The following is a 24,531-nucleotide window of genomic DNA, read 5'->3' as shown; positions in this document are numbered from 1 at the left end:
ACCGTGGTTACGGCTAAGCGATAGTTTTGCTGAATGCATCGACGGCAACAATCGCGTGGGCGACGTCTTCTGCCGTTAACCCGCTGTCCAGATTTTTCAGCGTATCGGCATCGCTGCATGCCAGTTCACCCACTTTGACCAGATTCTCAAACGGCTCATTTTCCAGATGCAGATCTTTTAACCGGGTTGGCATGTTGATGGCGCGGTAGAAGCGGATGTAGCGGGCGATTTCTTCATCGGGACGCTGCTCCAGCACCATATGCGTTAACGTGCCGTAGGCGACTTTTTCCCCGTGTGTGAGATGGTGGATATCGCCTTTAATCGCGGTAAAACCGTTGTGGATGGCGTGAGCGCCTGCCAGCCCGCCATTCTCGAATCCCAGACCGGAAAGCAGCGTATTCGCTTCAACCACAGATTCCACCGCTGGCGTGACCGCGCCTTTCTCTACTGCTTTATAGGCGCTGTAGCCGTAGGTTAGCAGCGTTTTTTCGCAGGTTTCGGCAATCGCCATACCTGCCAGCGTGGGTTTTCCGCCCAGCATGGAAAGTGAGTGAGAGCGCAAAACTGCCTGTGCTTCGACAAAAGTAGCCAGCCCATCGGCAATGCCGGAGGCGAACAGGCGGGCAGGTGCCTGAGCGCATACAGCAGTATCGACTAACACCAGATCGGGGTTTTTGTCGTAAAAACGATAAGACTCAAATACGCCGTCGTCGGTGTAGATGACGGACAGTGCGCTGCACGGCGCATCCGTTGAGGCCACGGTCGGGACGATAGCCACGTTGTGTTTTAGCTCATCGGCAACAGCTTTCGCGGTATCGAGCGTTTTGCCGCCACCTAATCCGACCACGATATTCGTCCCTGCGTCACGCGCCAGCTTGGCAAGGCGCGTGATTTCGTTGCTGGAAGCCTCACCGTTGAAGCGCTCGTAATGGTGGCCGATACTCGCCTGCTTGAGAGAAACATCGACGCGCTGTCCGATAATGTCCCACACGATGCCGTCTGCCATCAGAAAGGCTTTCGTACCCAGCGGCTTAAGCTGCTCGCCCAGCTCATCCAGTACGCCGCGACCCTGAACATATTTTCTAGGTGAAGAGAAAATGAAATGGCTCATGTTATCTACCTCGATGATGTTGTTGGAGAAGTGATGCAGTATGGAATTTGTGCGGGTCAGGAAAGCGATGCGGTAAGCGCGATAGCGAATTGGCAGTAATGATGAAGATAACGAAAGCGCAGCGTGACTTCCTGAAACGCGAATAACTTAGGGTATAGCATAGACGAGAAACCAGGCATGGACGAAAAGAGCGAAATGGAAGAGTGGTACTAAATCATAAAAATCATGTGGTTAGTTTTCGATTATGCCGTTATTCCCGTTAGGTATGCGTTTCCCTGCTCGTTTATACCTGAGTTAAAAGGGGATATGATGGTCCGGCTTTTATAAATGAAATGAGTCCTTCCAGCCATCGATCGCCGAGGTGTTTGCATGTCGTCCCCCATTGATATCGTCGAAAAGAAGCTGCTATCTGATCACTGGTTTATCCTTCACAAGTATGTTTTTGATTTAAAAAGAAAGAATGGCGGCGTGGTGCGCCAAATTCGTGAGGTTTATGACCGTGGCGACGGCGCAACGATTCTGCTGTACAACCGGGCAAAAGGTACGGTGATCCTGACGCGGCAGTTCCGTATTCCTACCTACGTCAACGGTAACGAAGGTGGCATGCTGCTGGAGGCCTGTGCGGGGTTGCTGGACGATCATTCGCCCGAAGAGTGCATCCGCAACGAGGCGATAGAAGAAACCGGTTATGCGGTGGGTAACGTTGAGAAGCTGTTCGATGCCTATATGTCGCCCGGCGGTGTCACAGAACGGCTGCATTTCTTTGCTGCCGAATACGATGAATCGCTACGGGATAATGCTGGCGGCGGTGTGGAAGATGAAGATATCGAGGTGCTGGAACTGCCATTCAGCGAAGCTGTCGCGATGATGAACGATGGCCGGATTAAAGACGGCAAAACCATCATGCTGCTACAGCACGCGATCATTCGCGGCTGGTTTGCCGGCGCGTAGACATGTTTGCGGTACACGGATATCCCTGTGTGCCGCTTGATTTAGTGTGGTAACGCTTTCATTTTTGCGTCATTTCATGATGACGGTGTGATTATGGTTAATATTAGCTGAGTAAACTTTTTATAACGTCTTTTTTTGTTTTATTTTCAATGGAATGAGGGCGTTTTTGTTTTTATTTTAATCAGTTTAATCGACGATTATGGGCATTATAGGAGGAAATTTTTCCTAAATTTTTTGTATTTAGATCGAATATTTAGTCATTTTTCTCCCTGTTGTGTGACCCGTATCACCGGATGAAAGAATGTAAGCGGTGTAACTCGTTGCTTCATTATGCAGTAACTCATATTCTCTCTTTACAAAAAGTAAAGAAGGACTGCTCTGATGAAGATCAAGAATAAAGTATCTACCCTATTTGCAGTTTCATTCCTCACGCTGGGTTTATCGAGTCATAGCCTGGCTGCTGAAGTCACCGTGTGGGCCTGGGATCCTAATTTCAATGTTGCGGCAATGCATGAGGCATCGTCGATATATAAAAAAGCCGATCCCAGTTTCAGTCTAAAAGTGATCGATTCAGGTAAAGAAGATATTGAGCAGAAATTAAATACCATGTTGGCTTCAGGGGTTAAAAACTCCCTTCCTGATATTGTGCTGATTGAAGATTATAATGCTCAGAAATATCTTCAGGCTTATCCTGACTCGTTTATCCCATTACAGGATGCCATCGATTATAGCCAGTTTGCGCCTTATAAAACGAAAGTGATGACAGTAGGGAACAAGGTATACGGTGTTCCTTTTGATTCCGGCGTAGCGGGAATGTTCTATCGACTCGATTATCTGGAGGCTGCCGGATATAAAGAGAGCGATATGGTGAATATTACCTGGGATAAATATATTGAAATCGGTAAGCAGGTAAAAGCGAAAACCGGCGTTGATATGCTGACCTATGATATGAACGATGTGGTTCTTCCTCATATTATGATGCAGTCCGGTGGAGAATGGTTCTTCGATAATCAGAGGCAACTCAATCTCACCAAAAACAATGCACTGAAAGAAACATTAAAAACGATTAAAGCGATTAATGACGCGAAAATTGCCCGTCCTATCTCTGGTTGGTCGAGTTTTGTCGGGAGTTTTAATGCCGGAAAATCGGCGAGTGTCGTTTCTGGTGTATGGGTGATTGGTTCAATTAAAAGCGCTGAAGATCAGAAAGGAAAATGGCGTGTCGCGCCGATTCCACGGCTGAACCTCGACAAAGCGGTACATGCCTCCAATCAGGGGGGATCGAGCTGGTATGTCTTAAAGGGCGGTAAAAATACTAAACAGGCGATTGAATTTTTGCAGAAAACCTTCGCGGCGGATAGCAATATGTATCAAACCCTGTTGGTTGATCGTGGTGCGCTCGCCACCTTCCTTCCAGCCACTTCCGGCCCTGCTTACGCGGTACAGGATCCGTTCTTTGGCGGGCAACCCGTGTTCGCTGATTTTTCTAAATGGGTGACTGAAATCCCACAGGTTTCCTACGGTATGTATACCCAGGAAGTGGATAACGCCATTGCTGCTGAAATACCTGCATTACTGAAAGGCGATTCTGTCGATGACGTTTTAAAACGCGCCGAAACGACATTAAAAAATCAGATTATGCAGTAGCGAGTGTGAGCTTGAGGGCGGGAAGCCCTCAAGTATTTCTCTCCAGAAATCGATGGTGTGATAATGATGTATAAACCTAAAATGAATAGGCTTTATAACATCAACGGTTGGGCTTTTGTCGCTACCGCCGTTGGGTTAATTGCCTTAATGACGATATACCCTATTTTCAAATCACTTTGGCTCTCTTTTCAGTCTGGCCGGGGTGTGGTGACACAATTTGTTGGCCTGGGAAATATCATTCGTTTATTCAATGATCCTATGTTCAAAACGGCACTGTGGAATACGTTGACCTTTCTGGTAATCCAAGTTCCTATTATGATTTTATTATCATTGGCTATTTCTTCTTGTTTGAATTCTTCTCAGCTTAAATATCGCCAGTGGTTTAGAATAGCGATCTTTCTGCCTTGTGTGACCTCACTGGTTGCTTACTCAATTCTTTTCAAAAGTATGTTTGAATTGGACGGGGTGATTAATTCATTCTTACTGTTTATTCATGTTATTGACGATCCGATTCCGTGGCTATCCGATCCTTTCTGGGCGAAGGTGACCATCATTATTGCCATTACATGGCGTTGGACGGGATATAATATGATATTCTATCTTTCCGCGATGCAGAATATTGATAAGTCGATTTACGAGGCTGCTCGAGTTGATGGCGTCAGCCCTATTAAGCAATTTTTCTTCATTACGATACCCTTACTGAAACCGGTTATTCTTTTTACCAGCGTGACATCAACCATTGGCACGTTACAGCTGTTTGATGAAGCGATGAATATCACGAATGGCGGCCCGGCAAATGCGACGCTGACGTTATCGCTTTATATTTATAACCTGTCATTCAAGTTTGTGCCTAACTTTGGCTATGCGGCAACGGTTTCGTACGTCATTGTTGTTTTCTCAGCAATATTGGCACTGATTCAGTTTAAAGCAGCACGGAAGGGATGATATGAGAAAAAGTAAAGTTAATAGCATACTCATGCATATTTTTCTCGTGTTGATGAGCATTTTTTCGCTTTTCCCTTTCTATTGGATGGTAGTGTCGAGCACGAATAGCACTAGCCAAATTAACATGGGGAAATTCACGTTTGGCGATCAATTACTGGTCAACTTTACCAATCTGACGAGCCAGGTGGATCTGGCACTGGTGTTCTGGAACACGTCAAAAATTGCGTTGATCAGTACGGTGTCAACGCTTGTCGTGTGCTCTATCGCAGGCTATGCGTTTGAAATTTATGCCAGCAAGAATCGTGAACGTGTCTATGTGGCGCTATTAACGACGATGATGATCCCGTTCGCGGCGTTAATGATCCCGCTCTTCACCATGTTTGGTAAGGCGGGGTTGCTGGATACACACTTTGCTGTGATTATGCCGACAGTGGCCGGGGCCTTTATTATTTTCTACTTTAGGCAGTGTACTAAAACGTTCCCGAGAGAGTTGATTGATGCTGCACGTGTGGAAAGCGTCGCTGAGTGGAAAATTTTCCTCTATGTCTACGTGCCGATTATGCGTGCCAGCTATTCCGCTGCTTTTATTATTGTTTTCATGACGTCGTGGAATGCCTTTCTCTGGCCGCTTATTGTCCTTCAATCTAATGAATTAAAAACGATCAATCTGGTGCTATCGAGTTTTGCTTCCGCTTATTCTCCAGATTTCGGATTGATTATGGTTGGAACGGTTATTTCTACACTTCCCAGTTTACTTATCTTCTTTGCCATGCAGAAGCAATTTATCGCCAGCATGACGGGAGCGGTAAAGTAATACGCTCTCAATGGAAAATTAAAGTTTGAGGTTCACATGGCTGATATTTTACTAAAAAATATAGTGAAGCGTTACGATAAGACGGAGACGATCCATCGTATCAATCTTGAAATTAATTCTGGCGAGTTTGTGGTATTCGTTGGCCCATCGGGATGCGGTAAATCGACATTGCTGAGGATGATCGCTGGACTGGAAGAGATCACGGATGGTGAAATTCATATTGATAACCGTTTAGTTAACCATTTTGATCCCGCAGAGCGAGGGATTGCTATGGTTTTCCAATCCTATGCGCTGTACCCGCATATGACCGTGGCTGAAAACATGGGATTTGGGTTAAGAATGAATGGGCGCCCTAAAGCCGAAGTCGAAGAAATGGTGCGGAAGGCGGCGATGACGCTTCAGCTCGAAGCCTTATTAGATCGTACACCGAAGCAACTGTCCGGTGGTCAACGTCAGCGTGTTGCAATTGGGCGAGCTATTGTACGCGACCCTAAAGTGTTCTTATTCGATGAGCCGCTATCAAACCTCGATGCCGAATTACGCGTGGAAATGCGTTTGCAGATTGCCCGGCTGCACCAGGAAATGCGTAACACTATGATCTATGTGACGCACGACCAGGTGGAAGCGATGACGCTGGCGGATAAAATCGTAGTGTTGAACAAAGGATATATTGAGCAGGTTGGCACACCGATGGAGCTATACCATAAGCCGGAGAATCTGTTTGTTGCCGGTTTTATCGGTTCGCCGAATATGAATTTTCTACCAGGCGAAGTCCTTCAGATTGAAGGCAATCGCGTGAGCATCTTGATCAATGAGCTCAATACACTTTCCGTGAATCTTGCCAACCACGGATTGCACATCGATCAGAAAATTACCGTGGGTATTCGTCCTGAGCACCTGAGTATTGACCCGAATGGCGGGGATGTCAGTTTGTCGATCAATACTGAGGTTACTGAAAGGCTGGGTAATGCGACGTATATTTTTGGTGCCTATTCTGGTGTGAATCATTTCAAAGTGCATTTGTCGGGTGATAACAGTATTACGCCTTACTCAACGATTCCGCTGACATGTCGTAGTGAAAATCTGCATTTCTTTGATGAAAACGGAAAGCGAATTAATTAAAAAATATCTTTCATGGTGAGAATAACGCTATAGAAAACGCCATATTGAATAAGTGAAAAGGTAAGGAAATTAGCCAGGCAGCCATTAATATTGGCTGCTTGGTTTATTGTGTGAGATTTATTCTTTATAAATGTCGCACGCTATTCTTGAATCTGTACCTGGGTATTTATGTAATAAATACTATTTAAGAGTGTTATCTCAAGGAGAAATGAATGAAAAAGAATAATTATTCAGGAATGATCTCTGTATTGTTAATGCTATTTATAGGATTCATGGCGACCACTCTGGCTAAAGCGGCGCAGCCGTTTGCTTATGGCGCAGATATTGGTTGGGTAAAGCAATTGGAAGATCGGGGAGTCACCTGGCGTGACGATAGCGGAACTCAGCGGGATGTATTGCAGATATTGCGCGATCACGGCATAAACGCTGTGCGGTTGCGTATTTTTGTTAACCCCGATCCCAGCGCGTTATGGCATAAAGATAATACGACCTGGACGCTGCTCGGCTATACGGATAAAACTCGTGTGGTAGCTGCCGCACAGCGTGCGAAAGCGATGGGAATGCGTGTCATGGTGGATTTCCACTACAGCGATGTTTTCGCCGATCCTGGTCATCAAATCAAGCCTGCTGCGTGGGCGAATTACAATCTTAGCCAGTTAACGACGGCCGTTTATAATCATACACACGAGGTGATGAGCGCGTTGATATCCGCAGGCGTGACACCTGAGTGGGTGCAGGTTGGCAACGAAATGAATCCGGGAATTTTATTACCGGAAGGCAGTACCAGTCGGTTTGCCAATTTAACGCAGCTACTGAATGCGGGCTATGATGCGGTTAAAGCGGTCAGTCCTTCCTCTAAGGTGATCAGCCATTTGGCGCATGGGGATAATAATTCAAACGCTCGCTGGTTTTTTGACAATTTCCTCACCACGCACGGTGGGAAAACCGATGTGATTGGTTTTTCATTCTATCCCTATTGGGAGGGGAAGAACTATTGGGAACTCACTGGCGCACTGGCTAGCAATCTCAATGATATGGCGAGCCGGTATGGTAAGGAAGTCATGGTTGTAGAAGTCGGTGGTTTGGAAACTAACCCGACAGACAGTTACTGGACGATTAAGGATACGATTAATCTTGTTAAAGCGGTGCCGGGAAATAAGGGGATTGGGGTTTTTTATTGGGAACCTGCGGGTAATGCCAGTGTGTTGCCGGATGGCTATGCATTAGGGGCGACGACGCGCGTTTCAAACAATGTATTGCAATTTACCCGGGCGCTGGACGCGTTTGCTGAATCGCAAATCAATTTTATCAACGGAACACGCTATAAGATCGCAAATCGGCACAGCGGTAAATCGCTCAATGTCGTGGGCGGTTCGCATGAAGATAGCGCATTGCTTGAACAATACAGCGATGGCAACTGGGACAGCCAGCGTTTTTATTTCAACGCGATTGGTAATGGTTATTTTAATCTGGTGAATGTTAATAGTGGAAAGTACATCGATATTGCCTCCAGTGCCAATGATGAAGGGGCGCAAATTATCCAAATGTACAACACCGGGCATTTTAGCCAGCAGTGGCTGATTTTGGATGCAGGTGATGGCTATTATAAAATCATGAATAGGAATAGCGGAAAGTTTTTGGATATCAGCAGTCGCTCGACAGAGAATGGCGCAGCAGGTATCCAATGGAATGATAACGGCGGATGGAATCAGCTATGGAAAATAACCGCTAATTGATGCTTTATGGCCGCGTAGCTTGCGTGGCCACTTGCTTGCAAAGGTCAGAGATAGCAGGGACGTATTATAAACGGATACCGTTACATCGTGCTGAGTGTGAAGCTTTCCCGCCAGACCATCTCATAACCAACCTGTACGTGTTTCTTATAATAGCGTCCCGCTACCAGCTCTAAAAACAGATCGACGGCGGCTTCGCCCATTTCAGTAGGGTAGAGCCGCATTGTGGTCAAGCTGGGGTTGAGGTGCTGTGCCGTGGGAATATCATTCATCCCGACCACTTTTATTTGCCTGGGAATGGTAATACCTTTCTCTTGAACCGCGCGGTACACGCCAATCGCGATAATGTCTGTTGCGGCGAACACGACATCAGGCCACTCTTTTTGTTGCAGTAACTCATTCATCGCCTGATAGCCGGACTCAATACAGAATAACTGGCTGACCTTACATCGCGACTCGTGGTAGATACCGTATTGTTGGGTTATCTCTTGAAATACATGCAGTCGGCTCTCATTGTTCCCGATAAATGCGGGGCGCTGGGCACCGCTCTTAACAATGTAATGTAATACCTCACGCGCAGCCGCTTCCCGATCAAAAAGCACGGCATCACATTGTTTACCGAGGGGCGCAGAATCGATAAAAATCAGGTTCTTATTTAATGAATAGATTAAGGCGATATCGCTATCGCTAAAGTGCCCCACGCAAATGATCGCCTGCGCCTGAGCTAGCGTCTGACTATTGGATGATAAATTGGTGGTGAAGAGATTACGCAACGAAATATTAAAATGGTGGCAGCGGTTTTCTATACCAATACGCATTGCGGTGAAATAAGGGTCGTTGAGCTCTTCTGAGGGCGTAAGAAAATGGACGACAGTGAGGTTTAATACGTTGTCATTATCCATTTTGAAATGAGAGCGTACCACAAGCGAGTTCTCTAACTTTTTTTTCTGCTGCTTACGCTGTGTGGGCGATAAATATGCCAGCTCATGGGCAATTTGCTTGATGAGTTGGCGCTTCTCTTTGGTGATGGACAGGCTGGGATCGTTGTTAAGGACGCGAGAAACGGTTGAGGCTGCCACTCCGGCTTTTTGAGCGATATCTGTAATCGTTGCCACAAAAATTTTCCATAATTTGCCTATGAGCCTGATAGTAGCCAATGCCTTATGGATTGAACATGCCCGGTAACTAAAAATGCGATAAAACCTTCAGTAATCGCTGTATCACCGCGTGGGGTCTATCTTGTCCAGACGGGGCTATCAGGGATTTACTTTTGTGCCTGCTGTACTTGTGAGGTCATCAGGACGAAGACGTGCCGCAGCGGCAGGAAAACCGCTTATCAGTTTATCGTCTGGTGGGAGCGCTTTCCTGTTCCGGGGTGATGCGGACGATATGAATAATCAGGTACAGCATTTCATCGTTAGAGATGTCGATGTTGAGCAGGTTGTGAATGTAGTCTTTGATCAGGCGGCTACATTTGTACGCATCAGGATACTCTTTGGTTACCTGCTCAAAAATAAAGTCATCATTGGAATGAATCAGGCTATTTTCTAACAGACGCTGAATAAAGAATTGCATGTGCGTCAGGAAGCGAGAGTAGTTAATCGACTCTTTATCAATCACGATATGGAAGTTGTACTGAATGATATTAAAGATATCTTTCAGCATTTTGACCGACTGGAGCGTGTTCTCCATATTCTGGACATCGGTTTGGGCGTTGACCAAATGGAAGGCGATATTGCCCGCTTCTTCTTCGGGTAATTCCAAGTCCATTTGCTGGTTAATGTCGTTAAGCGCTCGTGAGGCAATCGCAAATTCCTGCGGATAAAACCGTTTTACTTCATACAGCAGACGATTTTGTATGCTGATGCCTTTGCGGTAGCGCTCAATCGCAAAGCTGATGTGGTCGATCAGCGTAAAAAAGACCTGTTCGCTCAAGCGACCATGCAGTTGTCGATTCGCATCGTCAATAATCTTATTCACGATGTGAACATATTCTTCCCCGATGTGCTCAATCAGGCGGGCAAATTCGCGTGGCGATGTCCCATCCTTGAGAATAAAGGTCTTCTCAATTTTGGCCGGATCGAGAATATCACCGGTTTTGCTGTTAAAACCGATCCCTTTCCCCATGACAATGATTTCGTTGTTATCTGCATCGGAAGATAACACCAGGCTATTGTTCAGTATTTTTATTGCTTTTATCGGTTCAGCCATCATGCGTTTCTTGAGTGATATCCGTGGGAGCGTCAGTAAAATAATAACCCATTTCTTCTCTTTCATGTTGCGGGGCGTTTTCCCGCAACATGAGTGATTCAGAGTGAGCTTATCCCTGTTTTAACAGAGTGTACTGGGGGTCAGTATTAGGATTCCCCAGGAGATAGCCGTGCGCCATTTGATGCTATGACGCTCTGATACCAGTAAAAACTTTTCTTTTTGATACGGCGCAGATCTTTCAGATCGAATTCATCGCGGTTCACATAGATAAATCCGTAGCGCTTACCATAGCCCTGATGCGTGCTGACCACATCGATTGCCGACCACGGGCAATAACCAATCAGATCAACACCATCGCTGATGGCGAGCTGCATCTGTTCAATATGACGGGCAATAAAATCGATGCGGTATTGATCGTCGATCGTGCCATCGGCTTCCAGTTTATCCGGTGCGCCCATGCCATTTTCCGTAATCAGGATAGGCAGATGATAGCGTTCGTAGGTTTTACGCAGCGTTAAGCGTAGACCCACGGGATCGATAACCCAGCCGTAAGGTGTTTTATCGACGTGCGGATTGTCTGCCGCACGATAGACGCCGGGCTCGCCCAGCATGATTTGCTGATCGCCTGCGCGGGCGCTGACATCCGATGCATCGCCTTTGCTGGCGGCAATGGTCGCGGTGGAGTAGTAGTTAATCGCCACATAGTCGGGCTTTCCTGATTGCAGGATCTCGTCATCGCCGGGCAATGTCTCCGGCGCCAAACCGCGATCTTCCAGATAACGCCAGGCCAGCGCGTTGTAGCGGCCGTGTACCGCGACATCCAGAAAGCTCCAGCAGCGCAGCGTTTCCCAGTTGTGCGCGGCAATGGCATCTTCCGGCTTGCTGGTGGCCTGATACATGGAGGTGGTGTTGATTGCCGGACCAATCAGGCCGTTGGGGGCGAGTTCGTGGCACAGCGCCATCACCTGCGCCTGCGCCAGCATCATGTGGTGATTCTGCTGATATAGCACCTTTTTAGACGGTAAAACGCCGCCTTCCGGCAGGCCAATCGCACCGGGGTGCAGAATCATGGTGTTCTGCTCGTTAATCGTCAGCCAGTATTTCACTTTATCGCCGAAATGGGTAAACAGCGTGCGGGCGTAGTGAACAAAGGCGTCAATCGTCGCGCGATTCTGCCAGCCGCCTTGTGCCTCAAGGCAATAAGGCAAATCGAAATGGTAGAGTGTGACGACCGGTTCGATACCGTGCGCGTTCAGTTCATCAATCAGGCTATTGTAAAACGCGATGCCCAGCGGATTGATGGCGCCCGTGCCGTCGGGAAGAATGCGCGTCCAGGCGATAGAGAAGCGATAGGCCTTTAATCCCAGTTCCGCAAACAGCTGCACGTCTTCTTTAAAACGATGATAGTGATCGCTGGCGACGGTGAAGTCGGCGGTGTTTTCTGGGTGTTGGCATTTATCAATGATCGATGGGCTTTTCCCCTCGGCCTGCCAGCCCCCTTCGACCTGATAAGCCGACGTTGAGGCTCCCCACAGAAAGCCCGCAGGGAAGTGTTTTTGCTGTTGGTAATGCATATTTTCTCTCACATCCGGGAAGACGGAAGAGGCATTGGGCAGGGCACCCAATGCCGCTGTGGGCGATCAGGCGTTCACGTTAATGATGGTGTCCCGTGGCGCGATCGGCTGTGGTGCGGTACAGACGACGCTGGCGTAGTCATCGCTGTTGATAATCACCACGGGCGTAATCGGGTCATAGCCCAGACGCGTGATTTCATGCAGATCGAAGCTGATTAACCTGTCGCCTGCGGTAACCCGGTCGCCCGGTTTGACATAGCCGGTAAAGTGCTTGCCGTTGAGATTCACCGTATCGAGGCCGACATGAATCAGTAATTCCAAACCGCTGTCAGCGCGGATACCGACGGCATGTTTAGACTCAAGGAACGTGATGATTTCGCCACTGACGGGCGCGATCACTTCACCGCTGTCGGGGATAATGGCCACGCCTTGTCCCAATAATCCCTGTGAGAATACGTCATCGTTGATGTCACTCAATGCGACCAGCTTGCCGGACATCGGGCTTTGAATCGTTTGCGTTTCGGCGTGGCCTTGCGCCGCCTGCGGCTTTTGGGTTGCATCTTTTTCCGGTGTCGACTGGCTATTGGTGGTTGATGTGGTGTCGGTTTCATCCACCGGATCGTCGAACCCCATGATCCAGGTGAGGGCAAACGTGACGACAATCGCAATGGCGCAGGTGATCAGCGCATGGACGATGTTCATCGGGTTTTCACCAATGAAGGCAGGCAGCGCTGCCAGTCCCGGTGAGACGAAAGCATAGCGAACCAACCCAGCCAATCCGGCGTAGATACCTGCACAACCTCCGCCGATCATGGCGGCAATGAGCGGTTTCTTCAGCTTCAGCGTCACCCCGTACAGAGAAGGCTCGGTGATACCCAGCAGAGCGGTGAAACCCGCCGAAGAAGCCAGCTGTTTCAGATTCTTGTTTTTGGTTTTAAACGCGACGCACAGTGTGGCGGCACCCTGCGCAATGTTGGAGGCCAGCATGCCGGGCCCGTTGATCATCTCGAAGCCGTTGCGGGTAAGCTGCGAGGTGGCAATCGGCGTCATCGCCCAGGCGGTGCCGGTGATGACCAAAAACGGTTGCAGGCCACCCATCAACATCGGAATGAGCCAACTCGCCTTTCCGTCGATGATAGCGGCACCGCTGGCAACCAGATCGTTGAGGAATATACCGAAAGGCCCAATCACCACCAGCGCGAGCGGCGCGGTAAACAGCAGTACGATCATCGGCTTGGTGAAAAATTTGATCATCGAGGGCGAGATCTTTTCGGCAAATTGCTCGATGTAAGACATGATCCATACGGTAAGAATGATCGGCAACACCGATCCGGCGTAGTCCGCCAGCCGTACCGGAATACCGATAAAGCTGATAGGGCCGCCTGATGCCAGTAGCTGAGCCAGATTGGGGTGCAGCAATGCGCCAGCGATTGTCATCGCCAGAATCGGATTACAGGCGAACTTGATGGAAGCACCGTAGGCCAGCAGCACAGGCAGGAAGAAGAAGGCTGCATCGGAGATGGTGTCCAGCAGGCGATAGGTCGTGCTGTCGGCGGAAATTAACCCCGTCAGCTTGAGGATCGCCAACAGGGCTTTAATCATCCCTGCGCCAGTAATCGCCGGGATAACGGGCGTGAAGGTGGTGGAAATCACGCTGATAATTTGCGAGAAAATGCCGCCTTTCTTCTGCGGTTCTTTACTGCCAGCATGGCGCTGGCCGTTCATCTCGCCAATCTCGTTCAAAATCGCGCGATAGGTGATTTGGACATCGTTGCCGATCACCACCTGAAACTGACCGCCGCGATCGACGACGCTGATGACGCCGGGGAGTTTGGCAATCGCCTCTGCCTGTACGGCATGGCTGTCGTTGAACTCAAAGCGTAAGCGGGTGGCGCAGTGGGTCAGTTTGCTGACGTTCTGCTTGCCGCCGCTTAACGCGAGTATGTCGACTCCAAGCTTTTGATAATTCATAGTTTTACCCTGTGTTGACGCCAATTAGACCAAAAAAAAAGACCAAAATAAAAATGCACCTCTTGAAAAGAGGAAATGCATTTTTACTTTGGTCTTGCCTGCCGGAGCAGTAGCACGCCGCGATAAAAATAGGCTGATGCAACTTGTGGTGTTGCGCCGCAATATCAACATGCGGCGCTGGCGTTATGCAATGTACTCAAATGAATTAATTGATCTGGATCACAAACAATGTCGCCGTTTGCGATCCTTTTGCGTACGACATCGCAGTCTTATTTCATTGCCGCGGGCGCTATTGCAGCAGCGCCTGCGCTTTTTCCACCACGTTATCGACGGTGAAGCCGAACTCTTCGAACAGCAGCTCCGCCGGCGCCGATTCGCCGAAGCTCGTCATGCCGACAATCGCGCCGTTCAGGCCCACGTACTTGAACCAGTAGTCCGCGATACCCGCTTCAATCGCCACGCGTGCCGATACCGCTTTCGGCAGCACCGCTTCACGGTAGGCTGCATCCTGCTTGTCGAATGCATCCGTTGATGGCATCGACACCACGCGCACCTTGCGGCCTGCGGCAGTCAGCTTGTCATACGCCCCGACAGCCAGCTCGACTTCAGAGCCGGTGGCAATCAGGATAAGCTCCGGCTGGCCGTCGCTGTCTTTCAGCACGTAGCCGCCTTTCGCCACGTTCGCCAGCTGCTCAGCGGTACGTGGCTGCTGCGCCAGATTCTGACGGGACAGGATGAGTGACGTCGGGCCGTCCTGACGCTCAATCGCGTATTTCCACGCCACCGCCGTTTCCACCTGGTCCGCCGGACGCCAGTTGCTCATGTTCGGCGTCACGCGCAGGCTGGCCAGCTGTTCAACCGGCTGGTGCGTCGGGCCGTCTTCGCCCAGACCGATGGAGTCGTGGGTGTAGACGTAGGTGCTGCGGATTTTCATCAGCGCGGCCATACGCACCGCGTTACGCGCGTATTCCACGAACATCAGGAAGGTCGCGGTGTACGGCACAAAGCCACCGTGCAGCGCAATCCCGTTGGCAATCGCCGTCATGCCGAATTCGCGCACGCCGTAGTGGAGGTAGTTACCCGCGTGGTCTTTATCCAGCGATACCGAGCCGGACCAGATGGTCAGGTTGCTCGGTGCCAGGTCGGCTGAGCCGCCCAGGAATTCCGGCAGCAGTTTGCCGTAGGCTTCCAGCGCGTTCTGTGAGGCTTTGCGGCTGGCGATTTTCGCCGGGTTGGCCTGCAGGTCTTCGATAAATTTCTGCGCGTCCGCCTGCCAGCTGGCCGGCAGTTCACCGCCGGTGCGGCGTGTGAACTCGGCAGCCAGTTCCGGATATGCGCTGGCGTAGGCAGCAAACGCTTCGTTCCAGGCCGCTTCCTTACGCTGACCGGCTGGTTTGGCATCCCAGGCGGCATAGATATCAGCAGGAATCTCAAACGGCGCGTGGGTCCAGCCCAGCTGTTCGCGGGAGGCCGCCACTTCTGCATCCCCCAGCGGCGCACCGTGCGAATCGTGCGTACCGGCCTTGTTCGGTGAACCAAAACCAATCACGGTTTTGCACATCAGCAGCGACGGCTTGTCGGTCACCAGTTGGGCTTCACCGATGGCACGCTTGATGGCGTCCGCATCGTGGCCGTCCACGCCGCGCACCACGTGCCAGCCGTAGGCTTCAAAACGGGCGGCGGTATCGTCGGTAAACCAGCCTTCAACGTGGCCGTCGATGGAGATGCCGTTGTCATCATAAAACGCGGTCAGCTTGCCGAGCTTCATGGTACCGGCCAGCGAGCAGACTTCGTGGGAAATCCCTTCCATCATGCAGCCGTCGCCGAGGAAGGCGTAGGTGTGGTGGTCGACAATCTCGTGACCCGGACGGTTGAACTGCGCCGCCAGCGTGCGCTCGGCAATCGCCATCCCGACCGCGTTAGCGATACCCTGCCCCAGCGGGCCGGTGGTGGTTTCGACGCCGGCGGTGTAGCCGTATTCCGGGTGACCCGGGGTTTTGGAATGCAGTTGGCGGAAGTTTTTCAGTTCTTCAATCGGCAGGTCGTAGCCGGAGAGATGCAGCAGGCTGTAAATGAGCATGGACGCGTGGCCGTTGGACAGCACGAAGCGGTCGCGGTTGGCCCAGTTGGGGTTGGCCGGATTATGGTTGAGGTAATCGCGCCACAGGACTTCGGCGATATCGGCCATGCCCATCGGTGCGCCCGGGTGACCGGATTTGGCTTTCTGCACCCCATCCATGCTCAGCGCGCGGATAGCATTGGCAAGTTCTTTACGAGAGGACATGCTTGACTCCAAAAGTTACAGCTTGGCCGCCAGCAGCGTTTCCAGCTTTTGTTGATCGGCAGCGAATAGGCGAATGCCTTCCGCCAGTTTATCGACGGCCATCGGATCCTGATGGTGCTCCCAGCGGAATTCAGCTTCAGACAGCGGAGAGGGATGATGGAACCCTTCGGTTGATGGTGTCAGCTGGCGTTCAACCGGCGCATTGCTGTTTTTCAACTGCTCCAGCAGCGCAGGGGAGATCGTCAAGCGATCGCATCCGGCCAGCGCCAGAATCTGTTCCACTTTGCGGAAGCTGGCGCCCATGATGACGGTTTGGTAGCGGTGGCGTTTGTAGTAGTCATAGATATTACGCACGGAGATCACGCCAGGATCGTTGTCTGCCTGATAGTCGCTGGCGGGTTGCCTTTCCTGATACCAGTCATAAATCCGGCCTACAAACGGGGAGATCAGGAAGACACCCGCTTCAGCACAGGCGCGCGCCTGCGCAAATGAGAACAGCAGCGTCAGATTGCAGTTAATCCCTTCTTTTTCCAGCTCTTCGGCGGCGCGAATCCCTTCCCAGGTGGCGGCGAGCTTAATCAGAATGCGTGAACGCGGAATGTCTTTTTCCTGATACATCCCAATCAGTTTGCGGGCTTTGGCGACGCACATCCCGCGGTCGAACGAGAGGCGGGCATCCACTTCGGTGGAGATGCGCCCCGGAATGCTTTTCAGCACTTCCGCACCGATGTTTACCGCCAGTCGGTCGCTGGCATTGATGAGTCGCGTTTCCGAGCTACCGCCTTGCTGATTCGCATAGGCAATCGCGTCATCAAACAGCGGCTGATACTGCGGCAGAGTGGCGGCTTTCAGAATTAGGGAGGGGTTTGTGGTGGCATCTTGCGGTGAAAATTGACGAATGGAGTCGATATCGCCGCTATCGGCGACCACGACGGTAAACTGCTTAAGGGCTTCTAATTGATTCATGATTGAGCTCCTCGATGTAAATAGAGAAATGGCATGCGCAAAATAGAGCCAACACACTGCACCATGAGGTCGTGGAATAACATGCGCTTTTTCTGATTACTGTCATTGGAAAAGCAGTTGCGAAGAGGGATTGGCGCGACGTGAGTCGCGGCCAACTGTGCTTAACGGGCGCTTTCCTGGTGCTCGTAATAGCCGATCTTTTCAACCTTCGATGTGGAACCGCCGCCTTCAAATTCGGCATCCAGCCAGGCACTCACAATCTCTTTTGCCAGTTCGGGGCCAATGACTCGTGCGCCAAGTGCGATAATCTGCGCGTTGTTACTTTTTCTGGCTCGCTGAGCAGAATAGGTATCATGGCACTGGGCTGCACGTACGCCGGTCACCTTATTTGCCACAATGCTCATACCGATGCCGGTACCGCACAGCAGGATCCCACGTTCGTACGTTCCCGCTTTAATCGACACCGCGACCGCATGTGCGACATCGGGGTAGATGGTGTTGTCCTGATTTTTGTCGCTGCTAAAGTCGACCCAGGGAATAGTGAGCGAGTCCAGATAGCGGGTGAGAATATCGCGTAAACTCCAGGCTGCATCATCTGCGCCAATAGCGATTGGTTTCATGGCGATGGTCCTTATTTCGTTAAAAATAAAAGTTTGTTAAAGATAAATGCTGGTTAAAAAAGAGTGATAAACCGCGTCGAGCCGTACTGTCTGATGCGTTATGACTCTTCGAAAATCGTTATATTTCCCTGTGCTGATAAGGCCGTAGGTACTGGCCCTATCAGGTGAAGGGTGCCGGGTAGTTCCGCTTTTTCTGCGCCATCAAATAACAGCGTGATATGGCCGAGTTCTTTCAGGTTTTGGCTGGCGATATCCCCTATGGCGCTGATCGAATAGGTGATGCCAAATAATTCCATTTTCTGCTGAATGGAAAGCGGTTGAATTAATGTTCCATCATGATGGGTGAGGCAATATTCCTTGATGTCTTTAGGCGCATTATCACTGAAAAGAATAAGACGTTTCTCTGCCAGAAATAATGCCGCATTGTCTCCCACCGAACTGATTATGGCCTGCCAGATAATCCGTCTCATTTTTTCTGACCTTATTTGGGTTTACCAGCGTGTGTATTCAGTGATGGTGTCTTTTCGGCCGGTGAGGCGTTATTTTCGTCGCCCGACGGAATGACGCCTTTTTTCCTCAATCGATTATCAAACCAGGCAACGAGCACGGGGGCGGTGAGCATGGTAATAATGCTGGCCGTTGCTAATTGCGCCGTGGCGGAATCAACAAAAACCTGAAGGCTGGGGTCAGCCTGCGCCACCATGGCCGGCGTGAGGGCTGAGCTGGCAGCGGTGGTACCCAGCGCAGCACCCAGCGCCGTTTTTCGTTTCAGGAATAAGTTGTACAGGAAGTAGAAAACCAGTCCGGTTATGGCGGAAATGATGCCCAGAACAATGCCGGATAAACCCGCAGTAAAGACGGTGTGCATGCTGGAATTCGCGCCGATAGCGAAGGACATGATAATAATGACCAGCGGCTGTGACGCGGCACAAAGCTGTTTGAATTTCTCGTCAAGGTTGCCCCACAGCATGCCGATGAGTAGCGGGATGAGCATAGAAAGCAGGGCCGCAAACGGGATATTGGCTAAACCGCTGACGCCGAGAACCACCATCGTGACGAAAGGGCCGTCTTTAATACAGAACACGGAAATTGCGCCCGCATCGCTGGCATCGCCGTAGTTGCTACACAGCGCAATATACAGCGAGCTGTTTGAACTGGTGATACAGGCAATAAACGCCAGCGTTGAAATTCCAAAGAAACCGGCGGGGCCAAAGAAAGTCCCCATTAGCCATACCGCCAGTGCGCCCGCACAGAATTTCAGCATGAGCAGCACGGTGCCTTTATATAAAGGTAATCCGGCCTGACGAATATTAATGGAAGATCCGCAGATGAGAAGGAATATTCCCATCATGGCGCTGGATCCTGCTTTAAATAGCGCCGTTGTGGGGCCGCCGATTTGCAATAGCGATGGCGTAAAGGTATTCATCAGTATCGCCGCCAGCAGTGGGATAATGATCAGCCCGCCAGGGACTTTATTCATCTTTTCAAGAATATTTATATTTCTCATGGTGTTTCTCTCTTGTAGGGTAGAGCAACATCCAGGCCTGTTAATCAGACCTATGCAATACGTCGGATTTATTGTTTATATCGATTTTCTTTTTATATCGTTGCTACTGTTTTTATTTATTGCAGCGTTTCCCGGTGAATATGATGAATAATGGTGTGGATAATATCTTCAGGTCCGGTTAATCCGCCTTTTCCGACACAAATTAACCCCTCATAGTCACCGCCAATAATCTTGACCAGATCGGTTTGAGGAATAACGTAATCCACCATTTCAATACCGTTAGCACCGAGCTGTTTGAGCACGTTGACCATGGTGTCTCCACCCGTCATGTACAGCCCTTTAATTTCTGAAGCGGCGGCATCGAGCACCGTTTTGACGATATTTCCCAACCCCTGATTGATATTTTCCGCTGCCTGACCGTGCGCCAATCCAAAACGCTGTTCTTCCACGCTGAGATCGAGCAGACGGCCCGTTAATGCAGATTCAAAGACGAAGATGGCGTTGGCGTGGGTTTTCACACACTCCAGTGCCTGCCTGACGACCCTCGCCACTTCTATATCCGCCGAGTGCTCTTTATCAATCAGAAGTTCGGCATCAATGGGAATGTGGCAAACGCGTGGGTCGGTTTCAATGAGTGTCGTAAGCTGCTTCTTGGTGACCGGCGTTGCGCTGCCTGCGACGACGATAATAGAACCCTGCTGTTGTTCCTGCGGGATGAGTGCCTTCTCTTTACGTTCCTCATCGCGGATCATTTCACGGGTAAAGGCCAGACGCTCGGTAAAGGGACCGGGGTCGACGGCCAGTACATTCCAGTTCAGCTTGGTGACCGCGCGAGCAATATTTTCCACATCGGCCAGTGAAATGGCATCCACGACTATGACACGCGCGCCTTCCCGTTGCTGCTGAACCAGCGCATCGCTGATGGCGTGATAGCCTTTTAACACGCAAGACAGGGGAATATGTTTCACCTGATGATGCGTTTGCTCGCTAAGCAACCCGGGAACAAAGGTTTCCGTCACTGGTGTACGAACGTCTTTCGCGACATCGGTGCAGGAGAGGGCGACGGAGTCAATCACCGAGTAACCGCCCACCACAATACGGCGCGACTGTGGCATGGCTGGCACCACCACCGCGATGGTTTCCTGCGGCAAGACCTCCAGCATGGCATCAATTTCGTAGCCAATCCCACCGCGCAACGTGGTATCAACCCGCTTGGTGAAATACACCGCGCCGCGCTCCAGCAGCGCCTGGGTTGCATTTCTCACCCGGTTTTTCGCTTCGGCTTTGGGCAGGGGGCGGCTATCGCTGCTGATCACCATCGCTTGCCAGTCTGACTCACAATCGCTGAACGAGGCGGTGTTAAAAAAAGCGGCAGTTTTCATGCCGCTGCGTGCCAGCAGAACGCCGATCGTGGTCGCGCCCGTGAGGTCGTCAGCCACAATGCCCAGTTTGTCTCCTTGCTTCCCTTCCGTCCGCAGCCGAATACCCGCAGGCGTAACATCGGAAACGTAGATCTCTTCCCGAATGTATTCCGCCAGCGGGCCGGTTTTCGCGGTCGGGTGAAGATTGATCGTCGGGATCCCCCGTTTCGGATACAGACCGCAGCGCAGCGTGCCGCCGCAGTCGATGACCACTAAACCGATCTCCTGTTCTGCGGGTTCTCCATGTTTGAAGACATCCACGGCTTCCCAACCGGTGAGCTCCGCCAGCCGGTCTACCACGGTGGGACGAATCCCTCCGGTGATGTAAGCAATTTTTTTCCCTGGTGTGACATTAACGAGCAGCGGCCCGCCCCAGCCTTTACCGCCTCTGATAATTTCCAAATATCGCGTCATGGTGTGTTCTCCCCCGGTGGTCTGAAATCGGCATTAGTGCTTCATCTTCCAGTAACGTGCGGCAACCAGCGTTGATTCCAGCATGCTGACCGTACCCGCTTTGCCCGTTCCCGCAATATCAAAAGCGGTGCCGTGGTCGACAGAACTGCGCATAAATGGCAGACCAAAAGTGATGGTGATGGAGCGCTCGAAGTCGAGTGTCTTGCAAGCGATATGCCCCTGATCGTGATAGAGCGACAAAATGGCGTCGTAATGCCCCTGTTTGCCGAGATGGAAAACAGAATCTGCCGGAATCGGGCCTATCGCGTTGATGCCCATTTCCTGAGCGGCTTTGACGGCAGGAATCAGGTTGTCTTTCTCTTCGTGGCCGAACAGGCCGTTATCTGAGGCGTGTGGATTGAGTGCGGCAACGGCGATGCGTGGATTTTGAATATTCAACGCGGTGAATTCATGGTGAATTTGCTGCACGCAGGCGAGAACACGTTCTTTATTCGCATAGTCGCAGGCTGCTTTCAGCGCGATATGGCGGCTGACGAAAAATACCCGCAGTTTTTGTACATGGAACATCGTCAGGCCGTAATCCGAACCGGTTTCAACCTGATAGATTTCGGTATGCCCTGGTAGCTTGCAGCCAGCGAGTTTGATTGCTTCTTTATGGATCGGCGCCGTGGACACCACATCAATGTCGCCTGCCATGCCCAACTCAATGGATTTCATGACGTAATCAAGGGACATCTTCCCGGCCAACTGTTGGACCTTACCCCATTCGATGCTATCGCAATCGTAGTCGCCGGTTTCCAGAATATCTAACGTACCCCAGGTGAATTTGGCTTCGGCGGGAGAGGTAATGACGTTGATCGAAAAATCACAGTTTTTGATGGCCATCGCGCGACGGACAATCGGTACTGAACCAATCAGGAAAGGACGACACTCTTCATACACCTCTTTATCCATCATGGTGGCGACGGAAATTTCAGGGCCAATCCCTGCTGGATCGCCGATAGTCAGAGCAACAACAGGTTTTTTTGCGGTCGACATAATTTCCCCTTTTTTATAGTAAACCGATATGGTTTGTGTTCATATGTTCATGTATTGAACTTTTGTTTTATGGGATTTTACGGTTTAATTGATAAATAGCTTTGAATCCGATCACATTAAATGCAATTGATCGCTTTTTTATGTGTTTTAGTGATCGAGCATTTGTTTATGGTTTGAATATAAGTTTGTTAGGTGTGCTTTTGTTACGATAGAACGAAAGCCCCTGTGTGAGCGATGGAGATGACATGAAAAAAGTGATGATAGGGACGAGCTGGAAAATGAATAAGACCCGGCAGGATGCGATGGACTACTGCGCGGTGCTATCCAGACAGCTTAACGATGCGGCGGGTGCAGGCATTCAGCCTTTTGTCATTCCCCCTTTTACGCTGATTAGGGAGGTGACCGAGTACCTGTCTGCGCAAAAGGTGAACTGCCTGACAGGGGCGCAGAATATGCACTATGCTGACAGCGGCGCGTGGACTGGAGAGGTTTCTCCGCGGATGGTCAGTGATTGCGGCGCGTCGCTTGTCGAGCTGGGGCATTCCGAGCGGCGGCAGCACTTTGCGGAAAACGATGCGGATATTCAGAAAAAAGTGCAGGCCGCGCTGCGTTATCAACTGTGTCCGCTGGTTTGCGTGGGTGACAGTGCGCAAGAGAAAGCGTGGGGCGTTTCTAAAGAAACCGTCATTCGGCAAATGAAAATTGCGCTTGCGGGTTTACACGCGCAGCAGACGGAAAAGGTCATCATTGCGTATGAACCTATCTGGGCCATCGGTGAAGGGGGAACACCCGCCACCGCACAGGAAGCGCAAGATATTCACTCTGCCTTGCGTCAGGCGCTGGTTGCCCTTTATGGCGAAGACATTGCCTCTCGTATTACGCTTCTGTACGGCGGCAGCGTGAATCCGCATAATACGGGCGAACTTATTCAATGCGCCGATATTGACGGGTTATTTATTGGCAGGTCTGCATGGGATGCGGAGAATTTCTGCCAGCTGGTGCGCAGTGTTTCAGCATTGTTGAATGAACAGGGTGAGTGATTGACCCTAAGCGAAACCAAAATGGGTTTAGCCATGAGTGAATTTGATTCAGACAGTGAATTACTAACGGAAATAGCCGTCGCGTATTATGAAAATCAACAAACGCAGGAAGAGATTGCCAGCCGCTTTGGTATCTCGCGTATCAAAGTCGGACGTTTGTTGAAGCGGGCGCGGGCGGAAGGGATCGTTGAAATCAATGTCCGCTATCATCCGGTATTTAGCTCTCAGCTTGAACAACAGTTTATTAAGAGCTTTGGCATCAAGCGTGTGTTGATTGCGATCGATCACCATGATGAGGATGAACAGCGCCAGCAGGTGGCATCGCTGGTGTCTACTTACTTGTCCAGTATTTTAAAAAATGGCATGTCCGTGGCGGTCGGGCAGGGGCGCAATGTGGCTGCTGTCGCCAGTCATGTGGGCGTGTTTCCTGAACGGCACTGCAAGTTCATCTGTGGCATTGGCGGCACGCAGCGTGATGGAGAACTGATCGATGCCGATCATATCAGCCGTCATCTGGCGCGGAAATTTAATGCTACGAGCGAAACGCTGTACGCGCCCGCTTATGTTGAAAATTCGGCGCTGAAATCCTCCTTTATGCAAAACCGTTTGATCAATGACACGCTTGAGCGTGCAAGCAAAGCGGATATTGCGCTGGTGGGATTAGGCGATATGAACGAAAACAGTTTCATGGTTCAGCTCGGCTGGTTTACCTCGCAGGAGATTATTACGGCACGCCAGGATGAGGGGGTGGTCGGCGATATCGCCGGGTATGCTTTTCTGGATATTCAGGGGCGGCCTGTGGATACGGTGATGAACGATAGAGTCATCGGGCTGAGTCTCGATCAGTTACGCAAGATCCCTTATGTGATAGCGATCGCCTCTGAAAACACCAAAGCAACGGCGATTCTGGCTGCGCTGCGTTCTGGCATTGTGGATGTGATCGCCACCAGCGCCAGCAATGCCCGTACGGTGTTGAGTTTGATCTCCGCCAAACACTAGTTTCGCCCTATCTTCTCTCATCGCCATCTGTTTTATTGACTCTCTGTTCTATCGCGTGGTGTACCTGCACCGCGCGATTTCCTCTTGTAGCGCATCCGGCTGCTGAACAAAAAACCGTCAAATAAAATAACTATATTAACCAGCATTCCCCCTCAGTTTTTGC

General features: G+C 50.5%; 20 protein-coding genes. 8 read left to right on the top strand and 12 right to left on the bottom strand.

The window, feature by feature from the left end:
* Positions 1-13: 13 nt before the first annotated feature.
* Entirely contained in the window at positions 14-1,111 is a 1,098-nt protein-coding gene (locus tag AB8809_RS18860) for a glycerol dehydrogenase (RefSeq protein WP_181829610.1), read from the bottom strand.
* Positions 1,112-1,480: 369 nt separating this feature from the next.
* Here AB8809_RS18860 and nudK point away from each other — a divergent pair, with 369 nt between their 5' ends.
* The 6 genes from nudK (at position 1,481) to AB8809_RS18830 (ending at position 8,326) form a co-directional block, all read left to right on the top strand.
* Positions 1,481-2,062: a GDP-mannose pyrophosphatase NudK gene (gene nudK / locus AB8809_RS18855; protein WP_349855252.1), complete on the top strand. Its 582-nt coding sequence runs from the start codon at positions 1,481-1,483 to the stop codon at positions 2,060-2,062.
* Between the two features lie 381 nt (positions 2,063-2,443).
* Positions 2,444-3,709 carry an extracellular solute-binding protein gene (locus tag AB8809_RS18850; protein WP_349855251.1) on the top strand — a complete coding sequence of 422 codons (1,266 nt, stop codon included), beginning with the start codon at positions 2,444-2,446 and terminating at the stop codon, positions 3,707-3,709.
* 63 nt (positions 3,710-3,772) lie between these two features.
* Positions 3,773-4,654: a carbohydrate ABC transporter permease gene (locus tag AB8809_RS18845; protein ID WP_012773434.1), complete on the top strand. Its 882-nt coding sequence runs from the start codon at positions 3,773-3,775 to the stop codon at positions 4,652-4,654.
* A gap of 85 nt (positions 4,655-4,739) precedes the next feature.
* Positions 4,740-5,468 (top strand): carbohydrate ABC transporter permease, encoded by a 729-nt coding sequence (locus tag AB8809_RS18840; protein ID WP_230458253.1) that lies wholly within the window; start codon positions 4,740-4,742, stop codon positions 5,466-5,468.
* 36 nt (positions 5,469-5,504) lie between these two features.
* Complete coding sequence (locus AB8809_RS18835) at positions 5,505-6,590, top strand: sn-glycerol-3-phosphate ABC transporter ATP-binding protein UgpC (protein WP_349855250.1); 1,086 nt, start codon at positions 5,505-5,507, stop codon at positions 6,588-6,590.
* Between the two features lie 212 nt (positions 6,591-6,802).
* Positions 6,803-8,326 carry a glycosyl hydrolase 53 family protein gene (locus tag AB8809_RS18830; RefSeq protein ID WP_349855248.1) on the top strand — a complete coding sequence of 508 codons (1,524 nt, stop codon included), beginning with the start codon at positions 6,803-6,805 and terminating at the stop codon, positions 8,324-8,326.
* 80 nt (positions 8,327-8,406) lie between these two features.
* On the opposite strand, the gene AB8809_RS18825 is transcribed toward AB8809_RS18830, so the two are convergent.
* The 11 genes from AB8809_RS18825 to pdxA form a co-directional block, all read right to left on the bottom strand.
* On the bottom strand, positions 8,407-9,438 hold the full coding sequence (locus AB8809_RS18825) for a LacI family DNA-binding transcriptional regulator (protein WP_349855247.1): 1,032 nt from the start codon (positions 9,436-9,438) through the stop codon (positions 8,407-8,409).
* A gap of 226 nt (positions 9,439-9,664) precedes the next feature.
* Positions 9,665-10,534, bottom strand: coding sequence for a BglG family transcription antiterminator LicT (gene licT / locus AB8809_RS18820; protein ID WP_349855496.1), 870 nt, complete (start codon positions 10,532-10,534; stop codon positions 9,665-9,667).
* 146 nt (positions 10,535-10,680) lie between these two features.
* Positions 10,681-12,108: a glycoside hydrolase family 1 protein gene (locus AB8809_RS18815; RefSeq protein WP_349855246.1), complete on the bottom strand. Its 1,428-nt coding sequence runs from the start codon at positions 12,106-12,108 to the stop codon at positions 10,681-10,683.
* Between the two features lie 66 nt (positions 12,109-12,174).
* A complete protein-coding gene (locus AB8809_RS18810) occupies positions 12,175-14,079 on the bottom strand; it encodes a beta-glucoside-specific PTS transporter subunit IIABC (RefSeq protein ID WP_349855245.1) in 1,905 nt (634 codons plus the stop codon).
* Between the two features lie 289 nt (positions 14,080-14,368).
* The gene (gene tkt, locus AB8809_RS18805; RefSeq protein ID WP_349855244.1) at positions 14,369-16,363 is read right to left on the bottom strand and encodes a transketolase; all 1,995 of its coding nucleotides are present in this window, start codon (positions 16,361-16,363) and stop codon (positions 14,369-14,371) included.
* 15 nt (positions 16,364-16,378) lie between these two features.
* Positions 16,379-17,329, bottom strand: coding sequence for a transaldolase (gene tal, locus AB8809_RS18800; protein ID WP_349855243.1), 951 nt, complete (start codon positions 17,327-17,329; stop codon positions 16,379-16,381).
* Between the two features lie 161 nt (positions 17,330-17,490).
* Entirely contained in the window at positions 17,491-17,949 is a 459-nt protein-coding gene (locus AB8809_RS18795) for an RpiB/LacA/LacB family sugar-phosphate isomerase (RefSeq protein WP_180778092.1), read from the bottom strand.
* 98 nt (positions 17,950-18,047) lie between these two features.
* Positions 18,048-18,383 carry a PTS glucitol/sorbitol transporter subunit IIA gene (locus tag AB8809_RS18790; RefSeq protein ID WP_369986595.1) on the bottom strand — a complete coding sequence of 112 codons (336 nt, stop codon included), beginning with the start codon at positions 18,381-18,383 and terminating at the stop codon, positions 18,048-18,050.
* A gap of 47 nt (positions 18,384-18,430) precedes the next feature.
* Entirely contained in the window at positions 18,431-19,456 is a 1,026-nt protein-coding gene (locus AB8809_RS18785) for a 2-keto-3-deoxygluconate permease (RefSeq protein ID WP_300997275.1), read from the bottom strand.
* Positions 19,457-19,572: 116 nt separating this feature from the next.
* The gene (locus AB8809_RS18780) at positions 19,573-21,291 is read right to left on the bottom strand and encodes a four-carbon acid sugar kinase family protein (RefSeq protein WP_349855240.1); all 1,719 of its coding nucleotides are present in this window, start codon (positions 21,289-21,291) and stop codon (positions 19,573-19,575) included.
* 33 nt (positions 21,292-21,324) lie between these two features.
* Positions 21,325-22,329 (bottom strand): 4-hydroxythreonine-4-phosphate dehydrogenase PdxA, encoded by a 1,005-nt coding sequence (pdxA, locus tag AB8809_RS18775; protein WP_180778096.1) that lies wholly within the window; start codon positions 22,327-22,329, stop codon positions 21,325-21,327.
* A gap of 245 nt (positions 22,330-22,574) precedes the next feature.
* Between pdxA and AB8809_RS18770 the strand changes: the two genes are divergently transcribed.
* On the top strand, positions 22,575-23,369 hold the full coding sequence (locus AB8809_RS18770; RefSeq protein ID WP_349855238.1) for a triose-phosphate isomerase: 795 nt from the start codon (positions 22,575-22,577) through the stop codon (positions 23,367-23,369).
* 33 nt (positions 23,370-23,402) lie between these two features.
* Complete coding sequence (locus AB8809_RS18765) at positions 23,403-24,368, top strand: sugar-binding transcriptional regulator (protein WP_349855237.1); 966 nt, start codon at positions 23,403-23,405, stop codon at positions 24,366-24,368.
* Positions 24,369-24,531 lie beyond the last annotated feature (163 nt).

Origin of the sequence: Pectobacterium aroidearum (genome assembly GCF_041228105.1) — a bacterium.
Taxonomy (GTDB): domain Bacteria; phylum Pseudomonadota; class Gammaproteobacteria; order Enterobacterales; family Enterobacteriaceae; genus Pectobacterium; species Pectobacterium aroidearum.
Note: the sequence above shows the minus strand (reverse complement) of the source record. Positions and strands in the feature narration are given on the sequence as shown.

Coding starts and splice junctions, on each gene's coding strand:
- AB8809_RS18860 (WP_181829610.1), bottom strand. CDS start 1,111: ATGAGCCATTTCATTTTCTCTTCACCTAGAAAATATGTTCAGGGTCGC.
- nudK (WP_349855252.1), top strand. CDS start 1,481: ATGTCGTCCCCCATTGATATCGTCGAAAAGAAGCTGCTATCTGATCAC.
- AB8809_RS18850 (WP_349855251.1), top strand. CDS start 2,444: ATGAAGATCAAGAATAAAGTATCTACCCTATTTGCAGTTTCATTCCTC.
- AB8809_RS18845 (WP_012773434.1), top strand. CDS start 3,773: ATGATGTATAAACCTAAAATGAATAGGCTTTATAACATCAACGGTTGG.
- AB8809_RS18840 (WP_230458253.1), top strand. CDS start 4,740: ATGGTAGTGTCGAGCACGAATAGCACTAGCCAAATTAACATGGGGAAA.
- AB8809_RS18835 (WP_349855250.1), top strand. CDS start 5,505: ATGGCTGATATTTTACTAAAAAATATAGTGAAGCGTTACGATAAGACG.
- AB8809_RS18830 (WP_349855248.1), top strand. CDS start 6,803: ATGAAAAAGAATAATTATTCAGGAATGATCTCTGTATTGTTAATGCTA.
- licT (WP_349855496.1), bottom strand. CDS start 10,534: ATGGCTGAACCGATAAAAGCAATAAAAATACTGAACAATAGCCTGGTG.
- AB8809_RS18815 (WP_349855246.1), bottom strand. CDS start 12,108: ATGCATTACCAACAGCAAAAACACTTCCCTGCGGGCTTTCTGTGGGGA.
- AB8809_RS18810 (WP_349855245.1), bottom strand. CDS start 14,079: ATGAATTATCAAAAGCTTGGAGTCGACATACTCGCGTTAAGCGGCGGC.
- tkt (WP_349855244.1), bottom strand. CDS start 16,363: ATGTCCTCTCGTAAAGAACTTGCCAATGCTATCCGCGCGCTGAGCATG.
- tal (WP_349855243.1), bottom strand. CDS start 17,329: ATGAATCAATTAGAAGCCCTTAAGCAGTTTACCGTCGTGGTCGCCGAT.
- AB8809_RS18795 (WP_180778092.1), bottom strand. CDS start 17,949: ATGAAACCAATCGCTATTGGCGCAGATGATGCAGCCTGGAGTTTACGC.
- AB8809_RS18785 (WP_300997275.1), bottom strand. CDS start 19,456: ATGAGAAATATAAATATTCTTGAAAAGATGAATAAAGTCCCTGGCGGG.
- AB8809_RS18780 (WP_349855240.1), bottom strand. CDS start 21,291: ATGACGCGATATTTGGAAATTATCAGAGGCGGTAAAGGCTGGGGCGGG.
- pdxA (WP_180778096.1), bottom strand. CDS start 22,329: ATGTCGACCGCAAAAAAACCTGTTGTTGCTCTGACTATCGGCGATCCA.
- AB8809_RS18770 (WP_349855238.1), top strand. CDS start 22,575: ATGAAAAAAGTGATGATAGGGACGAGCTGGAAAATGAATAAGACCCGG.
- AB8809_RS18765 (WP_349855237.1), top strand. CDS start 23,403: ATGAGTGAATTTGATTCAGACAGTGAATTACTAACGGAAATAGCCGTC.